Annotated in this window: 20 protein-coding genes and 1 pseudogene; 11 read left to right on the forward strand and 10 right to left on the reverse strand. The window is 55.3% G+C overall.

Annotation, left to right across the window (positions count from 1 at the left end; genetic code table 11):
* Window positions 1-3: 3 nt before the first annotated feature.
* Window positions 4-2,064: a polyphosphate kinase 1 gene (ppk1, locus tag PGR09_RS12945; protein ID WP_047043447.1), complete on the reverse strand. Its 2,061-nt coding sequence runs from the start codon at window positions 2,062-2,064 to the stop codon at window positions 4-6.
* A 177-nt stretch (window positions 2,065-2,241) separates the two neighbouring features.
* Between ppk1 and PGR09_RS12950 the strand changes: the two genes are divergently transcribed.
* Window positions 2,242-3,900: a hypothetical protein gene (locus tag PGR09_RS12950; RefSeq protein ID WP_047078074.1), complete on the forward strand. Its 1,659-nt coding sequence runs from the start codon at window positions 2,242-2,244 to the stop codon at window positions 3,898-3,900.
* Between the two features lie 5 nt (window positions 3,901-3,905).
* Here PGR09_RS12950 and PGR09_RS12955 read toward each other — a convergent pair whose 3' ends face one another.
* Both PGR09_RS12955 and PGR09_RS12960 read right to left on the reverse strand, forming a co-directional pair.
* Window positions 3,906-5,003, reverse strand: a complete 1,098-nt coding sequence (locus tag PGR09_RS12955; protein ID WP_430916215.1) for a glycoside hydrolase family 88/105 protein — start codon at window positions 5,001-5,003, stop codon at window positions 3,906-3,908.
* Window positions 4,978-6,429 carry an MFS transporter gene (locus tag PGR09_RS12960; RefSeq protein WP_045392682.1) on the reverse strand — a complete coding sequence of 484 codons (1,452 nt, stop codon included), beginning with the start codon at window positions 6,427-6,429 and terminating at the stop codon, window positions 4,978-4,980. The genes PGR09_RS12955 and PGR09_RS12960 overlap by 26 nt, the downstream gene beginning before the upstream one ends.
* Before the next feature lie 420 nt (window positions 6,430-6,849).
* On the opposite strand from PGR09_RS12960, the gene PGR09_RS12965 reads away from it, so the two are divergent.
* The gene (locus tag PGR09_RS12965) at window positions 6,850-8,190 is read left to right on the forward strand and encodes a glycoside hydrolase family 28 protein (RefSeq protein WP_047043456.1); all 1,341 of its coding nucleotides are present in this window, start codon (window positions 6,850-6,852) and stop codon (window positions 8,188-8,190) included.
* A 53-nt stretch (window positions 8,191-8,243) separates the two neighbouring features.
* On the opposite strand, the gene purN is transcribed toward PGR09_RS12965, so the two are convergent.
* Window positions 8,244-8,885 carry a phosphoribosylglycinamide formyltransferase gene (purN, locus tag PGR09_RS12970; RefSeq protein ID WP_430916216.1) on the reverse strand — a complete coding sequence of 214 codons (642 nt, stop codon included), beginning with the start codon at window positions 8,883-8,885 and terminating at the stop codon, window positions 8,244-8,246.
* Window positions 8,882-9,919: a phosphoribosylformylglycinamidine cyclo-ligase gene (purM, locus tag PGR09_RS12975; RefSeq protein ID WP_045392672.1), complete on the reverse strand. Its 1,038-nt coding sequence runs from the start codon at window positions 9,917-9,919 to the stop codon at window positions 8,882-8,884. The genes purN and purM overlap by 4 nt, the downstream gene beginning before the upstream one ends.
* Before the next feature lie 249 nt (window positions 9,920-10,168).
* On the opposite strand from purM, the gene PGR09_RS12980 reads away from it, so the two are divergent.
* The 4 genes from PGR09_RS12980 to PGR09_RS12995 all read left to right on the forward strand — a co-directional run bounded on the left by PGR09_RS12980 (window position 10,169) and on the right by PGR09_RS12995 (window position 14,605).
* On the forward strand, window positions 10,169-11,599 hold the full coding sequence (locus tag PGR09_RS12980; RefSeq protein ID WP_430916217.1) for a 6-phospho-beta-glucosidase: 1,431 nt from the start codon (window positions 10,169-10,171) through the stop codon (window positions 11,597-11,599).
* A gap of 196 nt (window positions 11,600-11,795) precedes the next feature.
* A complete protein-coding gene (gene upp / locus PGR09_RS12985; protein WP_015370402.1) occupies window positions 11,796-12,422 on the forward strand; it encodes a uracil phosphoribosyltransferase in 627 nt (208 codons plus the stop codon).
* A 96-nt stretch (window positions 12,423-12,518) separates the two neighbouring features.
* On the forward strand, window positions 12,519-13,805 hold the full coding sequence (gene uraA / locus PGR09_RS12990; protein ID WP_045379877.1) for a uracil permease: 1,287 nt from the start codon (window positions 12,519-12,521) through the stop codon (window positions 13,803-13,805).
* A gap of 98 nt (window positions 13,806-13,903) precedes the next feature.
* Entirely contained in the window at window positions 13,904-14,605 is a 702-nt protein-coding gene (locus tag PGR09_RS12995; protein ID WP_026612247.1) for a DnaA inactivator Hda, read from the forward strand.
* On the opposite strand, the pseudogene PGR09_RS13000 reads toward PGR09_RS12995, so the two are convergent.
* From PGR09_RS13000 to bepA, 3 genes and pseudogenes are all read right to left on the reverse strand, one after another.
* A pseudogene (locus tag PGR09_RS13000) lies at window positions 14,602-14,823 on the reverse strand (ISNCY family transposase); the annotation flags it as partial. The gene PGR09_RS12995 and the pseudogene PGR09_RS13000 overlap by 4 nt on opposite strands.
* Before the next feature lie 66 nt (window positions 14,824-14,889).
* Window positions 14,890-15,249, reverse strand: coding sequence for an arsenate reductase (glutaredoxin) (gene arsC, locus PGR09_RS13005; RefSeq protein ID WP_320482835.1), 360 nt, complete (start codon window positions 15,247-15,249; stop codon window positions 14,890-14,892).
* A gap of 9 nt (window positions 15,250-15,258) precedes the next feature.
* Window positions 15,259-16,722, reverse strand: a complete 1,464-nt coding sequence (gene bepA, locus PGR09_RS13010) for a beta-barrel assembly-enhancing protease (protein ID WP_047043473.1) — start codon at window positions 16,720-16,722, stop codon at window positions 15,259-15,261.
* A 223-nt stretch (window positions 16,723-16,945) separates the two neighbouring features.
* Between bepA and PGR09_RS13015 the strand changes: the two genes are divergently transcribed.
* Window positions 16,946-18,010, forward strand: coding sequence for an AI-2E family transporter (locus PGR09_RS13015; RefSeq protein ID WP_045392657.1), 1,065 nt, complete (start codon window positions 16,946-16,948; stop codon window positions 18,008-18,010).
* Between the two features lie 65 nt (window positions 18,011-18,075).
* On the opposite strand, the gene bcp is transcribed toward PGR09_RS13015, so the two are convergent.
* A complete protein-coding gene (bcp, locus tag PGR09_RS13020) occupies window positions 18,076-18,546 on the reverse strand; it encodes a thioredoxin-dependent thiol peroxidase (RefSeq protein ID WP_015365462.1) in 471 nt (156 codons plus the stop codon).
* Window positions 18,547-18,549: 3 nt separating this feature from the next.
* Window positions 18,550-19,119 (reverse strand): glycine cleavage system transcriptional repressor, encoded by a 570-nt coding sequence (locus PGR09_RS13025; RefSeq protein ID WP_015365463.1) that lies wholly within the window; start codon window positions 19,117-19,119, stop codon window positions 18,550-18,552.
* Between the two features lie 153 nt (window positions 19,120-19,272).
* Here PGR09_RS13025 and dapA point away from each other — a divergent pair, with 153 nt between their 5' ends.
* From dapA to ypfJ, 4 genes are all read left to right on the forward strand, one after another.
* Window positions 19,273-20,151 carry a 4-hydroxy-tetrahydrodipicolinate synthase gene (gene dapA / locus PGR09_RS13030; RefSeq protein WP_015365464.1) on the forward strand — a complete coding sequence of 293 codons (879 nt, stop codon included), beginning with the start codon at window positions 19,273-19,275 and terminating at the stop codon, window positions 20,149-20,151.
* A 16-nt stretch (window positions 20,152-20,167) separates the two neighbouring features.
* Complete coding sequence (gene bamC / locus PGR09_RS13035) at window positions 20,168-21,202, forward strand: outer membrane protein assembly factor BamC (RefSeq protein ID WP_047043476.1); 1,035 nt, start codon at window positions 20,168-20,170, stop codon at window positions 21,200-21,202.
* Between the two features lie 142 nt (window positions 21,203-21,344).
* Window positions 21,345-22,058 carry a phosphoribosylaminoimidazolesuccinocarboxamide synthase gene (purC, locus tag PGR09_RS13040; RefSeq protein WP_047043477.1) on the forward strand — a complete coding sequence of 238 codons (714 nt, stop codon included), beginning with the start codon at window positions 21,345-21,347 and terminating at the stop codon, window positions 22,056-22,058.
* A gap of 121 nt (window positions 22,059-22,179) precedes the next feature.
* Window positions 22,180-23,055 carry a KPN_02809 family neutral zinc metallopeptidase gene (gene ypfJ / locus PGR09_RS13045; RefSeq protein ID WP_047043480.1) on the forward strand — a complete coding sequence of 292 codons (876 nt, stop codon included), beginning with the start codon at window positions 22,180-22,182 and terminating at the stop codon, window positions 23,053-23,055.
* The last annotated feature ends 7 nt before the right edge of the window (window positions 23,056-23,062 follow it).

A 23,062-nucleotide genomic window follows, 5' to 3' on the forward strand; every position in this document is an offset into this window, starting at 1 on the left:
AGGTTAATCGGGTTGTTCGAGTGATTTGAGATAATCGTAAATCGCCATCTGTGCGCGTACTTTGCGACGATTGCCGCGCGGCACGTAGCGATTACTCAGTTCTTTATCAAGATAGCGCGCTTTTACGGTATCGTTGAACAGGATATCGAGAATATCCAGTACGCGTTGCTTCAGACGCGGGTCCAGCAGCGGTACGGCCACTTCGATACGATAGTCGATATTGCGAGTCATCCAGTCGGCGGAGGATAACCACACCTGTTTATCACCGCCGTTTTCAAAACAATAGACCCTGTCGTGCTCAAGGAAACGGTCAACGATACTAATAACGCGAATATTTTCGCTAATCCCCTCAAGACCCGGGATCAGCGAGCACATGCCGCGGATGAGCAGGTTCACCGGTACGCCGGTGCTGGAGGCGGCGTAGAGTCTGTCCACCAGCCCTTTATCGACCAGGTTATTTAATTTAAGCGTAATTCCGGACGGTTGCCCATTCTGCGCATTGGCGATTTCGCGATCGATCATTTCATACAGCAGACGACGCGAGTTCTGCGGCGATACGAGCAGGTAGTCGAAGCTGACGGGTCGGTAAGGGTTTTCGATAAAGTTAAATACGCGACGGACTTCATTGGTGATGCGCGCGTCGGCAGTGAGTAATGAATAGTCGGTGTAGATACGAGCGGTTTTCTCGTTGAAGTTGCCGGTGCCGATATGTGCATAACGTACTACCTCATCGCCTTCTTTACGTGAAATGAGGAATAGTTTGGCGTGGATCTTCAGCCCCGGCGCCGAGAAGATAACGTGTACGCCGGCTTCAGTCAGACGTTTAGCCCAATGAATATTGGCCTCTTCATCGAAGCGCGCCTGCAGTTCAACCACCACGGTCACTTTTTTACCATTGTGGGCGGCGTGGATCATCGAATCGATAATCCGTGAATCCTTAGCGACGCGGTAAATATTGATTTTGATTGCCAACACGCTTGGATCGAACGAGGCCTGACGCAGCAGTTCAAGCACGTGCTCGAAGGTATGATACGGATAGTAGAGCAGTACGTCGCGTTCGCGGATGGCGTCAAAGCCGTTGCGGAATTTATCGAACCACAGGTGGCGCAGGCGCGGCATCGGTTTGTTGACCAGGTTGGCCTTGCCAACATTCGGGAAACCGATAAAGTCTTTAAAGTTGTGATAACGCCCGCCCGGCAGCATTGAATCGTAGTTGGAGATGGAGAGCTTATCGCGCAGCATTTCAACCATCGCGTCCGGCATATCGCGCTGGTAGACAAAACGTACCGGCTCGGCGGTTAAGCGCTGCTTCAGGCTCGAGGACATCAGCTCCATCAGGCTCGATTCCATTTCGTGTACCAGATCGTACTCGGCATCACGGGTCATTTTCATCGAGTATGCATTAAGGGCATCGTAGTCAAAGAAACCCTTGAAGATATCATCCAGGCAGTAACGCAGAATGTTATCCAGCAGAATCATTGGCTTGCGGCGTCGCGGCGTTTCCGGCGGCAGGTTCACAAAGCGCGGCACCTTATCGGATGGAATTTCCAGCAGCGCGTAGTTAATGGTATCGCCGCGGATAATCTCCACCGCCAGATAGGTGTAATCATCTTTCAGGAATTGAACCAGATCCGTTTCGCGATTGATCAGAATCGGCGAAATATGCTGGCGAAGATACTGTTTGAAGTAGTTGCGCAGCCAGGACTGCTGATTAACGGACAGCTGGCGTTCGTTAATCAGGAAGATCTGATTACGCGCCATTTCCAGCAGCAGTTCATTATAAAGACCATCAAATTCCTGATCGGCCTTGAGCACGCGGGCCTGGATTTTACCTAACAGATGACGTGAATGGGCGGTACTACCTTGTTCTTCACTGATAAGAATGCGTCGCTTAAGTTCAGCGAAGCGCACTTTGTAAAACTCATCAAGGTTATTGGAGTAAATTCCTAAGAAGCGCATGCGCTCGATAAGCGGGTTACTCTTGTCCGCCGCTTCCTGAAGTACGCGCTCGTTAAAGGACAACCAGCTGAGTTCTTTTTCGATGTATAGCTTTTCCTGGCCCATTACAACTCACACTCCGGATCATTGACGTCGCTTTTTCATTATGGCGAGCTTTGCCATTGAATGTCCAACTATGTCAAAGCAATATGACAGTTTTCTTTCAATCGGATGTCAGGAAAAAGCGGACGCGTTTGTTTGCTTACGTTATGTTCAGTCAGGGGCGAAATGGAGGGCGAAACGATGTGGGAAACGCGGGCGCTGGAGCTTAACAATCAGGATATCTGGCACTGGCCGTCGGCCTGCCGGTTGATTGAATACGCAATTGAGCATGATTTTAATACCGTGGTGGTGGGGCAGGCTGAGCTATTTGGCAAGCTGGTTTCGCCACAGGGGTATACGCCTTTTGACTATAACGACCGCTTGTCGAGCCAACAACGAGCGCGCTGTATCTATCTCAATCGCCTGGCGTTGCGCTGTCGTGAACAGGGGTTGCGATTTTATCTGCAGGCGAAAGAACTTAGCTTTCCCACCGAACTGTTATTAGCGCATCCGGAACTGCTGGATACCCCGCGCGGGGTGCGTTTTGATGTCGATTTCTGGAGCCGCTGGTTAACTGACAAAGTGCGCGCCGTGTGCCAAAGCGTGCCGGCGCTCACCGGTTTGATTATCGCGCTCTCCAGTACCGACGGTTTACTGCCGATCTCTCGCCCGCAGTGGGTCAGGCAAAGCGACGGTCTTCGCCAGCCGGCGCAAAGCTTGATGCTCTATCGCCGCTGCTTTAATGCCCTGAGCCAGGCGGTAGCCGCGCAAAATAAGCATCTGGTACTGCGTGTCTTCCCTGCCAGCAATGACGATCTCAGCGCCGTGCTGGATGCGATTGAACCGCTGCCGCCTGCGGTTTCGGTATCGATAAAACTCACGCCGGAACGTTTCTGGCCTGCTTTCCCTAACAATCCGGCGCTGTTGGCGGTGCAGACGCGAGATGTATGGATCGATATCGATCTTGCCGGCGAAGAAGTGGGATGGGGCGTCATGCCGTTTTTACGTATTGATGAGCTGCAGGGGCGACTGTTGTGGTGTCAGAGTCGCAACCCGCGCATTACCGGCGCTATCTGTAAAACCAGTTGGGAAAGTATCGATAATCACTGGATCCCTGCGACGCTAAGCGAATGCAACCTCTTCGCCTGTAGTCAGTTGCTGGGCGAAGGGGCGGTAAAAAATCAGCAGCAGTTACTGGTGCAATGGCTGGCGCAACGTTACGGCTGGTGTCCGTCAGCCGATGTCGCGCAGCAGTTCCAGTTGCTGCTTGAACAGGCGACGCAGACGCTCTACCAGTCAATATATGTGCGTGACCATGTTTTCCATCGCCATAGCCAATTGCCTGAAAGCTACGGCCAGGCGGTGTGGAGCCTTTACGGACAACTGGCGCGTAGCCACTGGTTACCCGGTTCGGCGCAGGATATCCACTTCACCCGCGATGACCCGCAGAAGTCGATGGCTAATCTCACGCAAATCGCGCAAGAAAAAGATGAAGTCGCAGCCAGCGCGCAGCAGTTGGGGATAGCGGCGCAAGCGTTCGCTCTCACCGCGGATTTTCCCGCCGCGCTGGCGCTTCGGTGGCGTGAAGAGTGGCAGGGACTGCCGCTCTATTGTCAGTTATTTACCCATGCGCAAAAGGCCTTCTTTACCCTGCACTACGCCCGAGAGGTGGAAAACAGCTGGAGCATGCGGGAAATTTGCCATATCAACGTGCAGGCGTTATATCGCTGCGCATCGGAAATGGAAACGCTTTGTCAGCAGATTGGCGAGGCCTCGCCGGCGTTTTACGTGATGTTCGATCCTGTACGAGCACGTAATCTGGCGGATAGCCTGAGCACCGAACTGGCGGCGCTCAGGTAACTGCATTAAAGGGTGCGACGTAGGGCTTCAACCAGGCACAGTATCGCCATTGCCTGGCCGTAGGGCATGGCGGTCAGGGGGATATTACGATAGTGGTCGAGGTCCTTGCCCATCGCTGTGCCAAACGACACCTGCGTTAACTCTCCTTGCGGCGAGATATGTTCGATTATCCCCCGGCAGGCCCGCTCGGCGACCGGCAGAAACGCGTCGTCGAGGTAGCCGAGGCGCACCGCCTTGAAAATACCCGCGGCAAATCCCGCCGTCGCAGAGGCTTCCAGATAACTATCCGGCTCGTTGAGCAGCGTCGGCCATAGGCCGTTTTCGGCCTGGCAGCGGGCAAGGGCGCTGACCTGAATCTGCAGAGTATTTTGCAACTGGCGGTAAAAGGCGTCGTGCTCGTCGAGATCGAGCATCTCCAGTAGCTCCGGTATCGCCAGCGTTATCCAGCTATTGCCGCGAGCCCACAGCGCGCCGGCGAAATGGTGTCTGCCGTTGAAATGCCAGCCGTGAAACCACAGGCCGCTTTGGCGGTCGCTTAAATAATGCAGGTGCTGCAAAAACTGAAATTTCGCCTCTTCTAGCCAGTGCGATTTACCAAACATTTTGCCGAGCATCGCCAGCGGCAGCACCGCCATCATTAGCGTATCGTCCCAGATTTGTTGATGATGGGGAGCCTCATAGGTGACGTGCTGCAGGCAGCCTTCATCGGTACGCGGCATCTGGCGATATATAGCGTCTCCCCAGCTTTCCAGGTAGGCGCGCCAGTCGCTGCGAGGCGTCTGTTGATAGCGCAGCGCCAGGGTTAAAAACGGGCAAGCGGTATTGATGTTTTTTTCCGGCGTGCCCTCGGCGAAGCGGGCGCTAAACCAGCCGTCAATAAGTTCACGAGCCCGAAGCGATCCTGTCAGTTGCTGGTAGCGAAACAGGCCAAACAGGGCGATGCCATGCGTCCACTCCCAGCCGTCCCAACCTTTGGTGTCAACCACCCGGCCATCCGCCAGCCGTTGCAAATACTGGCCGCTATCGTCGGTAATCGCGGTTAAGTTGCCGATTAGCGCTTCGATGAGTGACTGTAATTCAGGACGGTTGTTTTTCTGCGACATAGTGATTTCCTTGAGAAGAAACGGCGGCGCGTTGCCAGCGATCGTTGCGATGTGGATGGCCGGTCAATAGCTCGATGGTTTCGCGTGCCAGCGGGCTGGCATCCTGTGGATGACCACCGGCGCGCAGACGCTCCAGTTCGCTAATCAGGATTTGATGTCGCGGCTGGCTCAAGCGAAAACGAAACGCGCCATACATCGCCAGTAGGGCCAGCAGGCCGGGGCCAACGAGGAATACCCACCAGATGCCATTCAGCGCGGCGGTATTCTGCGTTTCGGCGCCTTTGGTGAATCCAAAGGCTTCCAGCGCCAGGCCGACGATAAACAGCGCCAGCGCCTGGGAGAATTTGCGCGTCAGCATCATCACCCCTGCGTAGATCCCTTCACGCCGCACGCCGGTGTAGGCTTCATCGATATCGGGCAGGAAATTGTAGACATTCCATGGGATGAGATAGGTGCCGCCGCGGGCGATCCCCATCACGATTGCGCCGCCGAGCAGCAGCCAGGAAAGATGGCTGAAAGAAGCGGTCAATTGGCTGAACCACAGTAGCGCGCAGAGGATCAGCGCGATGGCCACCTTATAGGCGTTGCCGTTGCCGACGCGGATGCAAAGCCAGGTAAATAAAGGGATCGCGAAGAACTGAAACAGCGTCATCAGACTCATGGCCTGCGAAGCCAGCGAGGTGCCGACACGTAGCACGTAGGTCATATAGTGCATAAACAGAGAGCCGAAAATATCCAGCGCCACCGCGCCGCCGACGTACATCATGATATGAATACGGAAAGTCCGCAGACGGAAGGTCGAGGCCATTTCCCGATACAGCGAACGCAGCGTTTTGCCTAAACCTTGCTGCGTCTGCGGCGGCGGGAGGTTGTCGCGCTCCCAGGTACCGCGCCAGACGAAGATCCACGGCAAGGCAAAAAGCAGGGCGAAGATAATGCCGATATAGAGAAACGCCTGCGATTTATCGGCGACGTGGGCCATGATTTGCCCGGGGATCAGCGCCGCGAGAAAGGCTGTCGCCTGAGCGAATAGCATTCGCGCGCCGGACATTTTCGAGCGCAAATCATAGCGGGTGGTCATCTCTGCAGGCAGCGTATCGTAAGGCACCATCAGAAGGGTGAAGACGGTGCTGAATAGTAGATAGGTACCAAGGTACCAGGCGTAGCCAAAACCACTTATCCACATCAGAGCGAAACAGAGCGATAGCGGCGCGCCGAGAATGAAGAAGATCCGTCGCCGTCCCCAACGGGTGCGAATGTTGTCGGTAATGTAGCCCATCACCGGATCCGTGATGCCGTCCCAAATCTTGGCGATGGCGAAAATAGAGGCCGCGGCGGCGGGTGAGAGTCCGGCGACTTCGATATAAAAGTAGAGCAGCCACAGGCCGGTGATGGTCATCGCGCCGCTGCCGAAAATATCGCCCATCCCCCAGCAGAGGATGTTGCGGGTTTTGACTTCTCGTTGCGGGGTCACTGTCCTCGTCATGAGCGTATCTCTTTGGTAAGGAATGCGAGGTTGCACAGTAAAAGAGGGGGAGGGGGGCGAGAATCCCGACAGTCGGTTTTTCGTACCGTTCTGCGAGCAGCATGCCAAATGGCGACAAAATGAAATAAATCCCGTGATGCTGCTCACATATGCTGCGGTTTAAGAGGGCAATAACTGTGATAACGGCCCTGTTTTCATTTTTTTCGCCGGTAAATTATGCGCGTTATCTCACGTTTTTCCCCTGAGCGTGACGGGGAATGTGAAAGGGTACGCAGATATTTCCGCGGTAGTGATTTCGACCCTACGCTGAGGGCGAGAGAGATGGTGAGATAGCTAATACGTTGATTTCCAGGACATGCTATGAACATTTATCTTTCGCAGCGCCATCCCCATGCGGATGGCGTGACGCCGGATACCGAACTTTTTCAACAGGCGCTGGACGAACTGGCGCAGGCAGGCGGCGGCCAGTTGGTAGTTGATTGCGGCAGGTACGCGCTTGGCGGTTTGCGGATAGGGTCGAACACCTGTCTGTGGCTGTCGCCGGGGGCTGAGCTTATCGTTAGCGAAAACTATGATGACTTTGCTCAGGCGACGGCGCTGAGCCGGGCGGAATCTTCAGATCGGGCCTTTCTGTATGCTGTGGATGCACAGAATATTACCATCTGCGGCGGCGGCGAGATTTACGGCAGCGCTGACGGCTGGTTCTCCCGTGGCGTTGATGCCATGGGCTACCGCACGCCAGCCAGGGCGCGCCCGCGGATCATTTTGCTGGAGAATTGCCGTCGCGTCCGGCTGGAAAATATCACCGTACGACATGCCCCGATGTGGACAATCCATCTGGTCTCCTGCACGGGCGTGGTGGTTGACGGCGTTACCGTCGACAATGATTTGACGATGGCTAATACCGATGCGCTGGATATCGACAGCTGCCAGCAGGTCCATATCGCCAATAGCTATTTCAGCGCGGCGGATGATGCCATCTGTTTGAAAACCACCGATAAACCTGAGCGCATCCAGCGACCGTTGCGTCAGGTAACCATCGTTAACTGCACGCTGCGTTCGAAAAGCTGCGCCTTTAAAATTGGTACTGAAACCTGGCGGGATATTGAAGATGTGCTGGTGAGTAACTGCACTATCTTTGACTCCAATCGCGGCATTGGCCTGATATCCCGTGACGGCGGGCGGCTACGGCGGATGATATTTAGCAGCATTGCTTTTGATTGCGTGAGCGCGCCGGCCTGTCATTGGGGCGAGGCGGACCCTGTTTTCCTTTCCGCGCGCCGTCGCGATCCGGCGATTGAACCCGGCGAAATCTCACAGATCCAGTTCCGCGGGCTGGTTGGCGAGTGCGAAGGCGCGATAAACCTGCATAGTGAAACGCCAGGTCAGATCCGGCGCATTCTGTTTGACGGCGTGCAGCTAACCCAGAAGCTGAACCTGGCAGCGGAGCAGGGGCTTTATGATATCCGCCCGCCGTGCAATCCGATGTCGCCGACCGGGATGGGGATTGATAACGCCTGGTGTTTGAATCCGCAAAGCGGCCGCGTTTGGGGTGTCGAGCCTTATCCCGGCGGTTTGCCGGTACTGTATGCTAACGGCGTAGCGGGTCTGACACTGCGCGAATTTGATTATCAGCGCCCGACCCCATTACCTGCAGCCTGGAACCCTAACGCGCTATGTCTGGAAAACGGAGATAATTAGCGAGGAAACAAGAGAGGAAGTTGCCCCGGCGATTGCTCCGGGGCCAGAACAAGTTATTCTTCAGCGGCATAGCCCTGCGGCGGCAGCTTGCGATTATCCAGCCACGCAGAGTTAGCTTCCATACGCAGGCGACCATCAACAAACCAGCTCACCACCAGCGGGTAGATATCGTGCTCCTGCGCCTGAACGCGGGCGGTAACGTCATCTTCGCTGTCTTTCGGAAATACCGGTACCCGAGCCTGTAAGATCACCGGCCCGCCGTCGAGCTCGTCGGTGACGAAATGCACCGAGGTGCCATGTTCCTCATCACCGTTTTCCAGCGCCTGGCGATGAGTATGCAGCCCTGGATATTTCGGCAGCAGAGAAGGATGGATATTCAGCAAGCGCCCCTGATAGTGGTCAACAAACGCTGGGCTAAGGATGCGCATATAGCCTGCCAGCACCACCAAATCCGGTTGAAAGGCGTCGATTTGCTGCATCAGCTCGCGGTCGAAGGCCTCGCGGCTATCAAACGCTTTCGGCGAGAGCGCAAAGGCCGGAATACCGGCCTCGCGGGCGCGCTCAAGGCCGAATGCTTCGGCCTTATTGCTGAATACCGCACGCAGGGTGCCGTTGATTTGCTTCCGGGCGCAGGCATCAATAATCGCCTGTAGATTACTGCCGTTACCGGAAATCAGCACCACAATGTTTTTCATTCAATGACCACACGTTGTTCGGCATCGGATGCCTTGATATAACCGATTTTCCACGCGTTTTCACCCTGCTCGTTCAGCAGGGCGATAGCTTTATCCGCCTCGGCTGCCGGGAGCGCGACCAGCATGCCGACGCCGCAGTTAAAGGTGCGGTACATTTCGTGGCTGCTGACATTACCGGCGGTTTGCAGCCAGTTGAAGACTTCCGGCCACTGCCAGGATGACTCGTCGATCACTGCCTGGGTGTTGTCCGGCAGTACGCGCGGGATATTTTCCCAGAAGCCGCCGCCGGTCAGGTGGGCGATAGCGTGGACGTCGACATTGGCAATCAGATTCAGAATCGATTTGACATAAATACGGGTCGGCGCCAGCAGGTGGTCGGCCAGCGGTTTGCCGTTGAGGTCGGTGGTCTGCGGGTCAACGCCGCTGACTTCGATAATCTTACGTACCAGCGAGTAGCCGTTAGAGTGCGGGCCGCTGGAGGCAAGCGCGACCAGTACGTCGCCGTCAGCCACTTTGCTGCCGTCGATGATTTCTGATTTTTCTACCACGCCGACGCAGAAACCGGCCACGTCATAATCTTCACCATGGTACATACCCGGCATCTCTGCCGTTTCGCCGCCAACCAGCGCGCAGCCGGACTGTAAGCAGCCTTCGGCGATGCCGTTGATGACGCTTGCCGCGGTGTCTACGTCCAGTTTACCGGTCGCGTAGTAGTCAAGGAAAAATAGCGGCTCGGCGCCCTGAACCACCAGGTCATTAACGCACATGGCGACCAGATCGATACCGATTGTGTCGTGACGTTTAAGGTCCATCGCCAGACGCAGCTTGGTGCCGACGCCGTCGGTACCGGAGACCAGTACCGGTTCGCGGTATTTCTGCGGCAGAGCGCACAGCGCGCCGAATCCGCCCAGTCCGCCCATCACTTCCGGGCGACGGGTTTTCTTCACCACGCCCTTAATACGGTCGACGAGAGCGTTGCCTGCATCAATATCCACGCCGGCATCTTTATAGCTGAGAGAGGTTTTATCGGTCACTGCGAAGTCTCCACGCGTTTGCGGTAGCAAGAAAAATCGGCGCAATTCTAACAGGGAAAGCAAACGTTTGCGAGCCTGCTTTACACTCGATTTAAAACGGCTTACAGATGAGCAAATTTGATACTGTTCACGAAAATGAAACCGGGTACAGTCTTCTGCTTGCCTCGCCTTTGTTGAATGATCATTATGCCAATGAAACCGGTTTCTGTTTGGTGAAAAGCGAATAACGATCGTCTAAAGGGAGAGCATATGTCCGGATTCAAAGAAGGTTTTCTGTGGGGCGGCGCGGTAGCGGCGCATCAGCTTGAGGGCGGCTGGCAAGAAGGAGGGAAGGGAATTAGCGTCGCTGACGTGATGACCGCAGGCGCCCACGGGGTGCCGCGTACGATCACCGACGGCGTACTGCCTGGTCATAATTATCCCAACCATGAGGCGATTGATTTTTATCATCGTTACAAAGAAGACGTAGCGCTGTTTGCCGAACTGGGATTTAAGTGTTTCCGTACTTCAATTGCCTGGACGCGCATTTTTCCGCTGGGTGATGAGCTGGAGCCCAATGAAGCGGGCCTGCAATTCTATGACGATCTGTTCGACGAGTGCCTGAAATATGGTATCGAACCGGTGATCACGCTCTCCCATTTTGAGATGCCTTACCACCTGGTGACTGAATACGGCGGCTGGCGCAACCGTAAACTCATTGATTTCTTCGTCCGCTTCGCGAAGGTAGTGTTTACCCGCTATCAGCACAAAGTGAAGTACTGGATGACCTTTAACGAGATCAACAACCAGGCCAACTTCCATGAAGATTTCGCCCCCTTTACCAACTCGGGCCTGAAGTATCAGCCCGGCGAAGACCGTGAACCGGTGATGTTTCAGGCCGCCCATTATGAACTAGTCGCCAGCGCGCTGGCGGTAAAGGCGGCACGCGAGATTAATCCGGGGCTGCAGATTGGCTGTATGATCGCGATGTGTCCTATCTATCCGCTCACCTGCGCGCCGGACGACATGATGATGGCGATGAACGCCATGCATCGTCGTTACTGGTTTACCGATGTGCATGTACGCGGTCGCTATCCGCAACATCTGCTCAACTACTTCGCGCGCCGCGGTTTTACGCTGGATATTACCGACGCCGACCGCCGGGCGTTACAAGAGGGCTGTGTCGACTATATTGGTTTTAGCTACTATATGTCCTTCGCCACCAAAGCGACTGACGATAATCCGCACCTGGATTACGACGAAAGCACCAGCCTGGTCTCCAACCCGTACGTGAAGAAATCGGATTGGGGCTGGCAGATTGACCCGGTTGGCCTGCGCTACTCGCTCAACTGGTTCTGGGATCATTATCAACTGCCGCTGTTTATCGTTGAAAACGGCTTTGGCGCCATTGACGTGCGTGAAGCGGACGGCAGCGTGGACGACCAGTATCGTATCGATTATCTCAGCGCCCATATTGCCGAAATGAAAAAAGCGGTGGTGGAAGATGGCGTCGACCTGATGGGGTATACCCCGTGGGGCTGCATCGACCTGGTCTCCGCCGGTACCGGGGAAATGAAAAAGCGCTATGGATTTATCTTTGTTGATAAAGATAACGAAGGTCGCGGTACGTTGGCCCGCAGCCGGAAAAAATCTTTTGCCTGGTATCAGCAGGTTATTGCCAGTAACGGCGAAAACCTGTAGTTGCCAACAAGCGTAGCGTTGTCAAAGATAAAAGCCGAAGGGGAACCTCCGGCTTTTTTTGTTTGTTTTATAATGTGTAACAATCCATAAATCACTTTGTTTGATATACGTCAAGCAAGATGGGTATGGCGCAATCCGCAAAAAGCGGTATAATCCCGCGATTTTTTTTGTGGCTGCCCCTCAGAGGAGAAAGAGAATGAAGATCGTGGAAGTGAAACATCCACTCGTCAAACACAAGCTGGGCCTGATGCGTGAGCATGACATCAGTACTAAACGCTTCCGTGAACTCGCCTCAGAGGTTGGTAGCTTACTGACCTACGAAGCAACCGCCGATCTCGCTACCGAGCGTGTCACCATCGAAGGCTGGAACGGCCCGGTCGAAGTTGAGCAGATCAAAGGTAAGAAAATTACCGTAGTGCCCATTCTGCGTGCCGGTCTGGGGATGATGGAAGGCGTGCTGGAGCACGTGCCGAGCGCGCGTATCAGCGTCGTGGGTATCTACCGTGATGAAGAAACGCTGGAGCCGGTTCCTTATTTCCAGAAGCTGGTTTCTAACATTGACGAGCGTATGGCGCTGGTGGTTGACCCGATGCTGGCAACCGGCGGTTCGATGATCGCGACTATCGACCTGCTGAAAAAAGCGGGCTGCTCGAGCATTAAGGTGCTGGTGCTGGTGGCGGCGCCGGAAGGCATTGCCGCGCTGGAGAAAGCGCATCCTGACGTCGAGCTGTACACCGCGTCCGTCGACCAGGGCCTCAACGAGCACGGATACATTATTCCGGGCCTCGGCGATGCCGGCGATAAGATTTTCGGTACCAAATAAATGATGAAGTGATAAAAAGCCGACTTTGAGAGTCGGCTTTTTTTTGAATAAATCACGCCCACAACAAATAACAAACGACTCTCAGAGGACAACATTATGACGCGCCGTGCAATCGGGGTGAGTGAAAGACCGCCGCTTTTACAGACAATCCCGCTTAGTTTGCAACATCTGTTCGCCATGTTTGGCGCAACGGTTCTGGTGCCAATCCTGTTCCACATTAACCCGGCTACCGTACTGCTGTTTAACGGCATCGGTACGCTGTTGTACCTCTTTATCTGTAAAGGCAAAATTCCGGCCTATCTGGGGTCGAGCTTCGCCTTTATCTCCCCGGTGTTACTGTTGTTGCCGCTGGGTTATGAAGTGGCGCTCGGCGGCTTCATTATGTGTGGCGTCCTGTTCTGCATCGTCTCCTTTATTGTCAAAAAAGCCGGTACCGGCTGGCTGGATGTGATGTTCCCGCCGGCGGCGATGGGCGCCATCGTGGCGGTTATCGGCCTGGAACTGGCGGGCGTGGCGGCGAATATGGCCGGGCTGCTGCCGGCTGACGGTCAAGCTCCCGACAGCAAAACCATTATTATTTCGATGGTAACGCTGGCGGTGACGGTTTTTGGTTCCGTACTGTTCCGCGGTTTCCTGGCGATTATCCCGATTCTTATCGGCGTGCTGGTGGGCTATGCGCTCTCCTTCGTGATGGGCGTAGTCGATACGACGCCTATCGCCGAAGCGCACTGGTTCGCATTGCCGACCTTCTACACCCCGCGCTTTGAGTGGTTTGCCATTTTCACCATTCTGCCTGCCGCGCTGGTGGTCATTGCCGAGCACGTGGGGCACCTGGTGGTGACCGCCAATATTGTTAAGCGCGACCTGATCCGCGATCCGGGTCTGCACCGCTCGATGTTCGCCAACGGGCTGTCGACGATTGTCTCCGGTTTCTTTGGCTCGACGCCAAACACCACCTACGGTGAAAATATCGGCGTGATGGCGATTACCCGCGTATACAGTACCTGGGTTATTGGCGGCGCGGCGATTATCGCGATTCTGCTCTCCTGCGTCGGCAAGCTGGCGGCGGCGATTCAGATTATCCCGGTACCGGTGATGGGCGGCGTTTCTCTGCTGCTGTACGGGGTGATCGGCGCATCCGGTATCCGCGTGCTGATCGAATCAAAAGTTGACTACAGCAAAGCGCAGAACCTGATTCTGACCTCAGTCATTCTGATCATCGGCGTGAGCGGCGCGAAGGTGCATATTGGCGCGGCGGAGCTGAAAGGCATGGCGCTGGCGACGATCGTCGGTATCTGCCTGAGCCTGATCTTTAAACTGATCAGCGTCCTGCGTCCGGAAGAAGTGGTACTGGACGCCGCGGATAGCGAAGAAGCGAAATAACGATCCTGATACCGGGCAGCGATCCTGCCCGGTTCTCTCCGGACCTAAAACTGTGTTAAACTCTTCGCGTTTTTCTGTAAGCCTATGTTGAGGTCCATCTGAACGCTCCGGCACAGCTCTCTTTGCCACTGTATCTTCCTGACGACGAAACGTTCGCGAGTTTCTGGCCGGGTGATAATCCTTCCCTACTTGCCGCTCTGCAGAACGTACTGCGGCAGGAACACAGCGGATACATCTATATCTGGTCACGCGAAGGCGCGGGGCGTAGCCACCTTTTGCATGCCGCCTGCGCTGAGCTATCCCAGCGTGGCGATGCCGTCGGCTACGTGCCGTTGGATAAGCGCACGTGGTTCGTGCCGGAAGTGCTGGACGGCATGGAGCAACTGGCGCTGGTGTGTATCGATAACATCGAGTGCGTGGCGGGGGATGAGCCCTGGGAGATGGCTATCTTTAATCTCTATAACCGTATTCTCGAATCAGGTAAAACTCGCCTGCTGATCACCGGCGATTGCCCGCCGCGGCAGCTGCATCTCGGCCTGCCGGATCTCGCCTCGCGCCTTGACTGGGGCCAAATCTACAAGCTGCAACCGCTGTCGGATGAAGATAAGCTGCAGGCGCTGCAGCTGCGCGCCAGATTACGCGGTTTCGAGATGCCGGAAGACGTCTGCCGTTTCCTGCTCAAGCGGCTGGATAGAGAAATGCGCTCGCTGTTTATGACGCTCGATCAGCTGGATCACGCGTCGATTACCGCCCAACGAAAACTGACGATCCCATTCGTTAAAGAGATCCTGAAGCTTTAGGCCGAAAGCGACGCCAACTCCTGCTCTGCCAGGCCGGTTAGCTGCGCCACCAGCGCGGGAGCGAGACCGCTACGTAACATCGCGGCGGCGATACGTTTTGCTTCTTCTTGCCGACCTTCTTGCCGGCCCTGAAGCAGACCGCGCTCCAGGCCTTGCTGCTCGAGATATTCTGCAATAGTCATCAGCGTCTCCTTATGTTGCGGCGTCCGGCGTGGCAAATTCATCCAGCCAGCGTATAAGATGAAAAAAATCGCGCCGCGGGCAACACCGGCGGCGCGTAGGGGTTAGCTGACGATTTCCAGCACCTGTTCCGGCGGGCGGCCGATACGCGCCTGGCCGTGGCTGACCACGATGGGCCGTTCGATGAGTTTCGGGTTCTCGACCATGGCCTTAATCAACGCCTCTTCGCTGAGCTGTGGGTCGGCGAGATTGAGCGACTTATACAGATCTTCTTTCTGGCGCATCAGTTCACGGGCGCTGCTCATATTGAGCATTTTCAACAGCTGGCGCAGCGTCGCGGCATCCGGCGGTGTCTCCAGATACAGCACCACTTCAGGGTTGATGCCGTTGGCTTTCAGCAGGCTGAGCGTGTCGCGGCTCTTCGAGCAGCGCGGGTTGTGGTAAATTTTTACCGCGTCAGACATGTGGTCTCCTTACATTTTCTGATAGGGGCGGAATCTTTCCTGCAGCTGGCGCAGCTGGTCGATGCGAGCGTCGTAGCGCGCCTGCTGCAAACTGCCCAATTTCACTTGCGAACTGGCGCTGCTCAGCAGCGAGATGGCCTGGTCAAGCCTGCCGGCCAGCGCCATGCCTTCGGCCCGCGCCGCCAGCTCCTGGTCGCGATGACCCAGGGCGCCTTCCGCCTGCGCCAGCAGGTCCCAACCGTTGCCGTCATCTTTATTATTAAAGGTGTAGCGATTGAGTATGGTAGCGGCTTCCGCCGGCTGCCCGCCCTGAAGATAGGCGTTGGCCAGGTTCAGCTGCAGGACCGGATCGGTGCGGATCTCTTTGGCGTTTTTCAGACGGTTAATCGCGTCAGTGGTCTTTTTCTGTCCAAGATCGATATCGGTGGCAAGGTCAAGATACCAGGGATTTTGCGGATCGGCGCTGAGTAGCGGCTGTAGCGTTTTGCGCGCCTGATCGTAGTTATTGCTCTCCATGGCCAATAGCGCGCGGCCATACAGCGCGGCGTGCTGCTCGCGGATATTGCCTTTCGACCAGGCGTCAAGCAGATCGCTGCCGAGCTTATTTTCCCCGGAATTGTACATCCCGAGCGTACGGGCCTTGGCGAGATAGAAATCCGCCGACGACTGGACCACCACCGGACGCATCTGATTGGCGCGGTTACGGGCGTCGGCCAGACGGCTTTCCGGCAGCGGGTGAGTAAGCAGCATTTCCGGCGGGCGGCTGGAATAACGGGATTCGTCGAGTAATTTACCCATAAACGCCGGCATTGCCTGCGGATCGAAACCGGAACGCTGCAATACCTGAATACCGATGCGGTCAGCTTCTTCTTCATTCTGACGGGTGAAACTAATCATCCCCTGCTGGGTGCCGGCAAGGGTGCCGGTTAATGCCGCCATCCCCGCCTGCGGGCTGGCCATCGCCAGCAGAATTGAGCCCAGCGCGCCCACCCAGGTTAGCGGCGCGCTACGTTTTTGGTCTTCCATCGCGCGCGCCAGATGGCGCTGGGTAACGTGGGAGATTTCGTGCGCCATCACCGAGGCGAGCTCGCTTTCGTTATCGGAATAACGGAACAGCGCCGAGTGCAACACCACGTTGCCGCCGAAGAAGGCGAAGGCGTTAATCTGATCGTTATTAATCAGATAAAAGTGGAACGGCGTACGCACGGAGTTAGCATGGGCGACCAGGCGCATGCCCAGCCCGTTAATGTATTGCACCAGCAGCGGGTCGTTAATCAGCGGCGCGCTGCCGCGCAGCTGGCGCACGTAGTAATCCCCCATCTGCATTTCCTGACCGATGGAAAGCGTGCTTCCTGCCGAGGTGCCCATATCCGGCAGCGTATCCGCCGAGTCAGCGGCGGCAGGTAATATCGTCCCCAGCGTCAGCGACGCGACGGCGGCGGCCACCAGCGTTTTCTTTAACTGCCTGAACATAACCTCTGTCCTGTAATGTGGGTGTGCCAGTTTGACCGGTTGCGCGGCCCAATGTTCCCGTGCCGCAGATTCTGCGAGTTTAGCTGTGGTTGATGGCGTTGAAAATATGATATTCGCACAGTTGTGCAGGTTTGTGTCATAGCCAATAAAAAGCGAAGTCTTTTTTGTGACACTTAGATACAATTCCCCGGATTGTGGCGATTTGCGCTTCAGGGAAGGGTTTATGCTTGAGATGTTAATGCAGTGGTATCGTCGTCGTTTCAGCGACCCGGAAGCGATAGCGCTGCTGGTTATTCTGCTGGCCGGCTTCGGCATTATGTTCTTTTTCAGCGGCCTGCTGGCGCCGCTTCTGGTCGCCATCGTGTTGGCCTATCTGCTGGAGTGGCCGACCGTTCGCCTGGAGCGTATCGGCCTGTCGCGAACCTGGGCTACCTCGCTGGTGCTGGTGCTATTTGTCGGTATCTTGCTGCTGATGGCCTTTGTGGTGATGCCGGTGGCCTGGCAACAGGGCATTTATCTCATCCGCGATATGCCTGGCATGCTTAATAAGCTTTCCGATTTCGCCGCCACGCTGCCGCGTCGCTATCCGGCATTGGTGGATGCCGGCATCATCGATGCGATGGCGGAAAACGTGCGCACTCGCATGTTGACCGTGGGGGATTCGGTGGTGAAGTATTCGCTCGCCTCGCTGGTGGGCCTGCTGACCCTGGCGGTTTATCTGGTCCTGGTTCCGCTGATGGTCTTCTTCCTGCTGAAAGACAAACAGCAGATGCTGAATGCCGTACGCCGGGTATTGCCGCGTAATCGCGGTCTGGCGGGGCAGGTGTGGAAGGAGATGAACCAACAGATTACCAACTATATCCGCGGTAAGGTGCTGGAGATGATTGTCGTCGGCGTCGCTACCTGGATAGGCTTCATTCTCTTCGGTCTTAACTACTCGCTGCTGCTGGCCGTACTGGTGGGATTCTCGGTGTTAATCCCCTATATCGGCGCTTTTGTGGTCACTATTCCGGTGATCGGCGTGGCGTTGTTCCAGTTCGGCGCGGGCACTGAGTTCTGGAGCCTGTTTGCCGTATACCTGATTATTCAGGGGCTGGACGGCAACCTGCTGGTGCCGGTGCTGTTCTCGGAGGCGGTGAATTTACATCCGCTGGTGATCATTCTGTCGGTGGTGATTTTTGGCGGGCTGTGGGGCTTCTGGGGCGTTTTCTTCGCGATTCCGCTGGCGACGCTTATCAAGGCGGTAATGCATGCCTGGCCAGATGGAATGGCTATCGAAGACGAGTGACGCGCTGATTGAGCCAAAAAAAAACGCCGGGCGATTTTTATCCCCCGGCGTTTTTCATTTAGACGTTATGCGTTTTCTTTCAGCCAGTTCAGCACGACATCGTGGTGATTGCTGGTTTTGAAGTTATCAAACACATGTTCAATCTTGCCGTCAGCATCAATGAGGAAGCTAATACGGTGAATGCCGTCGTAGGTTTTCCCCATAAATGATTTTTCGCCCCAGACGCCGAACTGTTCGCAGACCTGATGATCTTCATCAGACAGCAGCGTAAAGTTCAGCAGCTCTTTTTCGGCAAAACGAGACAGCTTTTCTGGTTTATCAGTGCTGATACCCAGTACTTCGACGCCCGCTTTTTTCAGGTCGTCCATATTATCGCGTAAACCGCACGCTTGTACGGTGCAGCCTGGGGTCATGGCTTTCGGGTAAAAATAAACCAGAACACGCTGTCCCTGGAAGTCGGTTAAATTTACTTCCTCGCCGTCCTGGTCCGGTAAGCTAAATTTCGGTGCGATATCACCGGCTTTCAGTGGGGTCATTGGTTAAACTCCATCCTGTTCATCATGCTGTGAATAATTAACGATGTTAATACTGCCTTGTGCGCTCAGTTCTGTACATAGTGCTTTGAACGCTTGCTCGATATTTGTCGTGTTTTGCGAGGCAGGACTGTGCGCGGTGATTTGAATAAATAGCTGAGCGGCGTCTTTATCTTCTCCCGGTTGAGTTCGGGAGACCAGTTCGGCGATATTCATATTCCACGTGTCGCACAGCGCGGTAAAGCGCTCAATAATATGCGGCGAGTCCGGCACCTCTACCTGGATCCAAACCGTATTCGGCATCGCCTGCGGCGGCCGGGCGGAGGTGCGCTTCATTACGATCAGCAAATCCAGCTCGGCTCCTTTTAACGGCAGCGTTGATTCGATCAGGTTAATCGCGTTCCACGAGCCGGAAAGCAGCATTATAAACGTGAACTCGTCGCCGAGCATGGCCAACCGGCTGTCTTCAATGTTGCAGCCGCAGCTGCTGACGTGGCGAGTGATTGTGTTTACGATGCCGGGGCGGTCTGCGCCCAGAGCGGTAATCACCAGATAGTGTTGTAATGAGGCTGTCAAACCTGTTCTTCCTTTAAAAAGGTGAGGTAACATTAGGAAAGCATAAAAAAAACCGGCGTACAACATCCCAGATGGCGTTGGGTCTCTTGCTTTTATTGCGGCACCAAACGTAACATTGAGAATCTTGTCCCACTTCTGCTCTGAGGATGGCCCATGTTCACGGGAAGTATTGTAGCGCTTGTCACGCCGATGGATGATAACGGTAATGTCTGCCGGTCAAGCCTGAAAAAACTGATTGATTACCATGTCGCCAACGGAACCTCGGCGATTGTTTCTGTAGGGACTACCGGCGAATCCGCCACGTTAAGCCATGAAGAGCATGGCGACGTCGTAATGATGACCCTCGAGCTGGCCGATGGCCGCATTCCGGTTATTGCAGGTACCGGTGCAAATGCAACTGCAGAGGCGATTAGCCTGACCAAGCGTTTTAACGATAGCGGCGTTGTCGGCTGCCTGACGGTCACTCCTTATTATAACCGTCCGACCCAGGAAGGCCTGTTCCAACACTTTAAAGCTATCGCTGAACATACTGACCTGCCGCAAATTCTGTATAATGTGCCGTCCCGTACCGGTTGCGATATGCTGCCGGAAACCGTCGGTCGCCTGGCGGAAATTAAAAATATTGTCGGTATTAAGGAAGCAACAGGGAACTTAAGTCGTGTTCACCAGATCAAAGAGCTGGTTTCAGACGACTTTATTCTGCTGAGCGGCGATGACGCGACCGGCATGGACTTTATCCAGCTCGGCGGCGTCGGCGTCATTTCCGTCACGGCGAACGTTGCTGCGCGTGAAATGGCGGACATGTGCCGACTTGCGATGGCGGGGCAATTCGCGGAAGCTCGCGCGATTAACCAGCGTCTGATGCCGCTGCATACAAAATTATTTGTCGAACCCAACCCGATCCCAGTCAAATGGGCTTGTAAGGCGTTGGGACTTGTAGCGACCGACACGCTGCGCCTGCCGATGACGCCGATTACCGAAGCGGGTACGAAAGCGGTTACCGCAGCGCTGAAGCATGCCGGTTTGCTGTAGAGTTTAGGGAGATTTGATGGCTTACTCAGTACAGAAGTCGCGCCTGGCGAAGGTTGCGGGTGTTTCGCTGGTTTTACTCCTCGCGGCCTGTAGTTCTGACTCGCGCTATAAGCGTCAGGTTAGCGGCGACGAGGCTTATTTAGATGCCGCGCCGCTCAGTGAACTTCACGCCCCGGCGGGGATGATCCTGCCGCTGCAGACTGGCGACTACAACATTCCGGTTGCCGCGAGCACCGGCGCGGTAGGTAAGGCGCTGGACATTCGTCCACCGGCTCAGGCGTTAGCCCTGGTCAGCGGCGCGCGTACCCAGTTTAACGGCGACACCTCCACCTTGATGGTTGAAAATAGCCGCAGCGGTTCTTTATGGGCGCAGGTTGTCAGCATCATCCAGGCGAAAAACTACACCATCACCAAGCGTGACGATGCAGGCCAGACGCTGAATACCGATTGGGTAGAGTGGAACCGCCTTGATGAAGACCAGCAGTACCGTGGCCGTTATCAAATCTCCGTTAAGCCGCAGGGCTATCAGCAGGCGGTGGTAGTGAAGTTGGTGAACCTGGAGCAGGCGGGCAAGCCCGTGTCTGACCCGGCTTCTCTTCAGCGCTACAGCACCTCGATGCTGAACGTTATCTCTTCCGGTCTTGATTCTAACGCCACCAATGCGCAGAACGCGGCGCAGAGAAGCGCTGGCGCGACCTTCGACGTGCAGAGCGCGGCGGATGACACCGGCTTGCCGATGCTGGTGGTGCGCGCGCCATTCAACATGGTATGGCAGAAACTGCCGGCCACGCTTGAAAAAGTGGGCATGAAGGTGACCGACAGCACTCGCTCCCAGGGCAGCATGGCGGTAACTTACAAGCCGCTGTCTGACAGCAGCTGGCAGGAACTGGGCGCCAGTGACCCACAGCTGGTCTCTGGCGACTATAAACTGCAGGTCGGCGATCTCGATAACCGCAGTAGTCTGCAGTTCATCGACCCGAAAGGCCATACTCTGACGCAGTCGCAAAATGACGCCCTGGTAGCCGTATTCCAGGCCGCATTTAACAAGTAATAAAAAGGGCTGGAGCAATCCGGCCCTTTTTAATGTATAGTGACGCAAACGTGTGCGTGGCCGCAAAGTCCGGTAAATTGCCTGATTTTGCCTACGGGCGGAAACGTAATTTTTTGGCTTAATATCACTGGAGTGGTGAAAGATGAAAAAGCAAGCTGAGTTGTATCGTGGCAAAGCGAAAACGGTATACAGCACCGAAAACCCGGATCTGCTGGTACTTGAATTCCGTAACGATACGTCAGCAGGGGATGGCGCCCGCATCGAACAGTTCGATCGTAAAGGTATGGTGAATAACAAATTCAACCATTTCATTATGAGCAAGCTGGAACAAGCCGGTATCCCGACCCAAATGGAAGCGCTGCTTTCCGATACTGAATGCCTGGTGAAGAAGCTGGATATGGTGCCGGTTGAATGCGTGATTCGTAACCGCGCGGCGGGCTCGCTGGTGAAACGCCTGGGTATTGAAGAAGGTATCGAACTGACTCCGCCGTTGTTCGATCTGTTCCTGAAAAACGACGCCATGCACGACCCGATGGTCAACGAATCCTACTGCGAGACGTTCGGCTGGGTGAATAAAGAAAACCTGGCGCGCATGAAAGAGCTCAGCTACAAAGCGAATGACGTACTCAGCAAGCTGTTTGATGATGCCGGTCTGATTCTGGTCGACTTCAAGCTGGAGTTCGGCCTGTTCAAAGGCGAAGTGGTGCTTGGCGATGAATTTTCTCCGGACGGTAGCCGTCTGTGGGATAAAAACACCCTCGATAAAATGGACAAAGATCGCTTCCGCCAGAGTCTCGGCGGCCTGATCGAAGCTTACGAAGAAGTGGCCCACCGTCTGGGCGTCAAGCTCGACTAATCTCCTCCGCGCCGGAAGAAATCGTCTCTTCCGGCGCTCTTATTCGTTGTTTCCTGTGGTAATCCTCCGCTGAACCGCCTACGATCTCTCATATTCGTAACATGATGGAATAGAGGTGCTTATGCGCTGGCAAGGGCGTCGTGAAAGCGACAATGTGGAAGACAGACGTAGTGATTCAGGTTCGCCGCTGGGCGGCGGCGGTGGCGGTTTCCGCATTCCAAGCGGTAAAGGCGGCATCGTCCTGCTGATTATCGTTCTGGTGGCGGGTTATTATGGCGTGGATTTAACCGGCATGCTGACCGGCGAACCGATGCCGCAGCAGCAGACTTCTACCCAACGTTCCATCAGCCCGAAGGATGACGAAGCGGCGAAGTTCACCTCCGTTATTCTGGCAACCACCGAAGACACCTGGGGGCCTATTTTCGAAAAGATGGGGCGGCAATACGTTCAGCCGAAGCTGGTGATGTATCGCGGCGCGACCCGTACCGGTTGCGGCACCGGCCAATCGGTGATGGGGCCGTTCTACTGTCCGGCGGACAGCACGGTCTATATCGACCTGTCATTCTATGACGAGATGAAAAACAAACTCGGCGCTGACGGCGACTTTGCGCAGGGCTACGTGATTGCGCACGAAGTCGGCCATCATGTGCAGAAACTGCTCGGCATCGAACCTAAGGTCCGTCAGATGCAGCAGCAGGCTTCGCAGACCGAAGTGAACCGCCTGTCGGTGAAAATGGAGCTGCAGGCAGACTGCTTTGCGGGCGTCTGGGGCAATAACATGCAGAAGCAGGATGTGATGGAAACCGGCGATCTGCAGGAAGCGCTCAATGCCGCTGAGGCCATCGGCGACGATCGTCTGCAGGAACAAAGCCAGGGCCGCGTAGTGCCGGACAGCTTCACCCATGGGACTTCCCAGCAGCGCTATACCTGGTTCAAACGCGGTTTTGATAGCGGCGATCCTGCGCAGTGTAATACCTTTGGCAGTTCACTTCGTTAACGCTTGC

This window comes from Klebsiella sp. 141251, from assembly GCF_050600725.1.
GTDB classification, from domain to species: Bacteria; Pseudomonadota; Gammaproteobacteria; order Enterobacterales; family Enterobacteriaceae; genus Klebsiella; species Klebsiella aerogenes.

Excerpts from the sequence above, each read along its gene's own strand:
- ppk1 (WP_047043447.1), bottom strand. The coding sequence starts at position 2,064 with ATGGGCCAGGAAAAGCTATACATCGAAAAAGAACTCAGCTGGTTGTCC.
- PGR09_RS12950 (WP_047078074.1), top strand. The coding sequence starts at position 2,242 with ATGTGGGAAACGCGGGCGCTGGAGCTTAACAATCAGGATATCTGGCAC.
- PGR09_RS12955 (WP_430916215.1), bottom strand. The coding sequence starts at position 5,003 with ATGTCGCAGAAAAACAACCGTCCTGAATTACAGTCACTCATCGAAGCG.
- PGR09_RS12960 (WP_045392682.1), bottom strand. The coding sequence starts at position 6,429 with ATGGGCGATATTTTCGGCAGCGGCGCGATGACCATCACCGGCCTGTGG.
- PGR09_RS12965 (WP_047043456.1), top strand. The coding sequence starts at position 6,850 with ATGAACATTTATCTTTCGCAGCGCCATCCCCATGCGGATGGCGTGACG.
- purN (WP_430916216.1), bottom strand. The coding sequence starts at position 8,885 with ATGAAAAACATTGTGGTGCTGATTTCCGGTAACGGCAGTAATCTACAG.
- PGR09_RS12980 (WP_430916217.1), top strand. The coding sequence starts at position 10,169 with ATGTCCGGATTCAAAGAAGGTTTTCTGTGGGGCGGCGCGGTAGCGGCG.
- upp (WP_015370402.1), top strand. The coding sequence starts at position 11,796 with ATGAAGATCGTGGAAGTGAAACATCCACTCGTCAAACACAAGCTGGGC.
- uraA (WP_045379877.1), top strand. The coding sequence starts at position 12,519 with ATGACGCGCCGTGCAATCGGGGTGAGTGAAAGACCGCCGCTTTTACAG.
- arsC (WP_320482835.1), bottom strand. The coding sequence starts at position 15,249 with ATGTCTGACGCGGTAAAAATTTACCACAACCCGCGCTGCTCGAAGAGC.
- bepA (WP_047043473.1), bottom strand. The coding sequence starts at position 16,722 with ATGTTCAGGCAGTTAAAGAAAACGCTGGTGGCCGCCGCCGTCGCGTCG.
- PGR09_RS13015 (WP_045392657.1), top strand. The coding sequence starts at position 16,946 with ATGCTTGAGATGTTAATGCAGTGGTATCGTCGTCGTTTCAGCGACCCG.
- bcp (WP_015365462.1), bottom strand. The coding sequence starts at position 18,546 with ATGACCCCACTGAAAGCCGGTGATATCGCACCGAAATTTAGCTTACCG.
- dapA (WP_015365464.1), top strand. The coding sequence starts at position 19,273 with ATGTTCACGGGAAGTATTGTAGCGCTTGTCACGCCGATGGATGATAAC.
- bamC (WP_047043476.1), top strand. The coding sequence starts at position 20,168 with ATGGCTTACTCAGTACAGAAGTCGCGCCTGGCGAAGGTTGCGGGTGTT.
- purC (WP_047043477.1), top strand. The coding sequence starts at position 21,345 with ATGAAAAAGCAAGCTGAGTTGTATCGTGGCAAAGCGAAAACGGTATAC.
- ypfJ (WP_047043480.1), top strand. The coding sequence starts at position 22,180 with ATGCGCTGGCAAGGGCGTCGTGAAAGCGACAATGTGGAAGACAGACGT.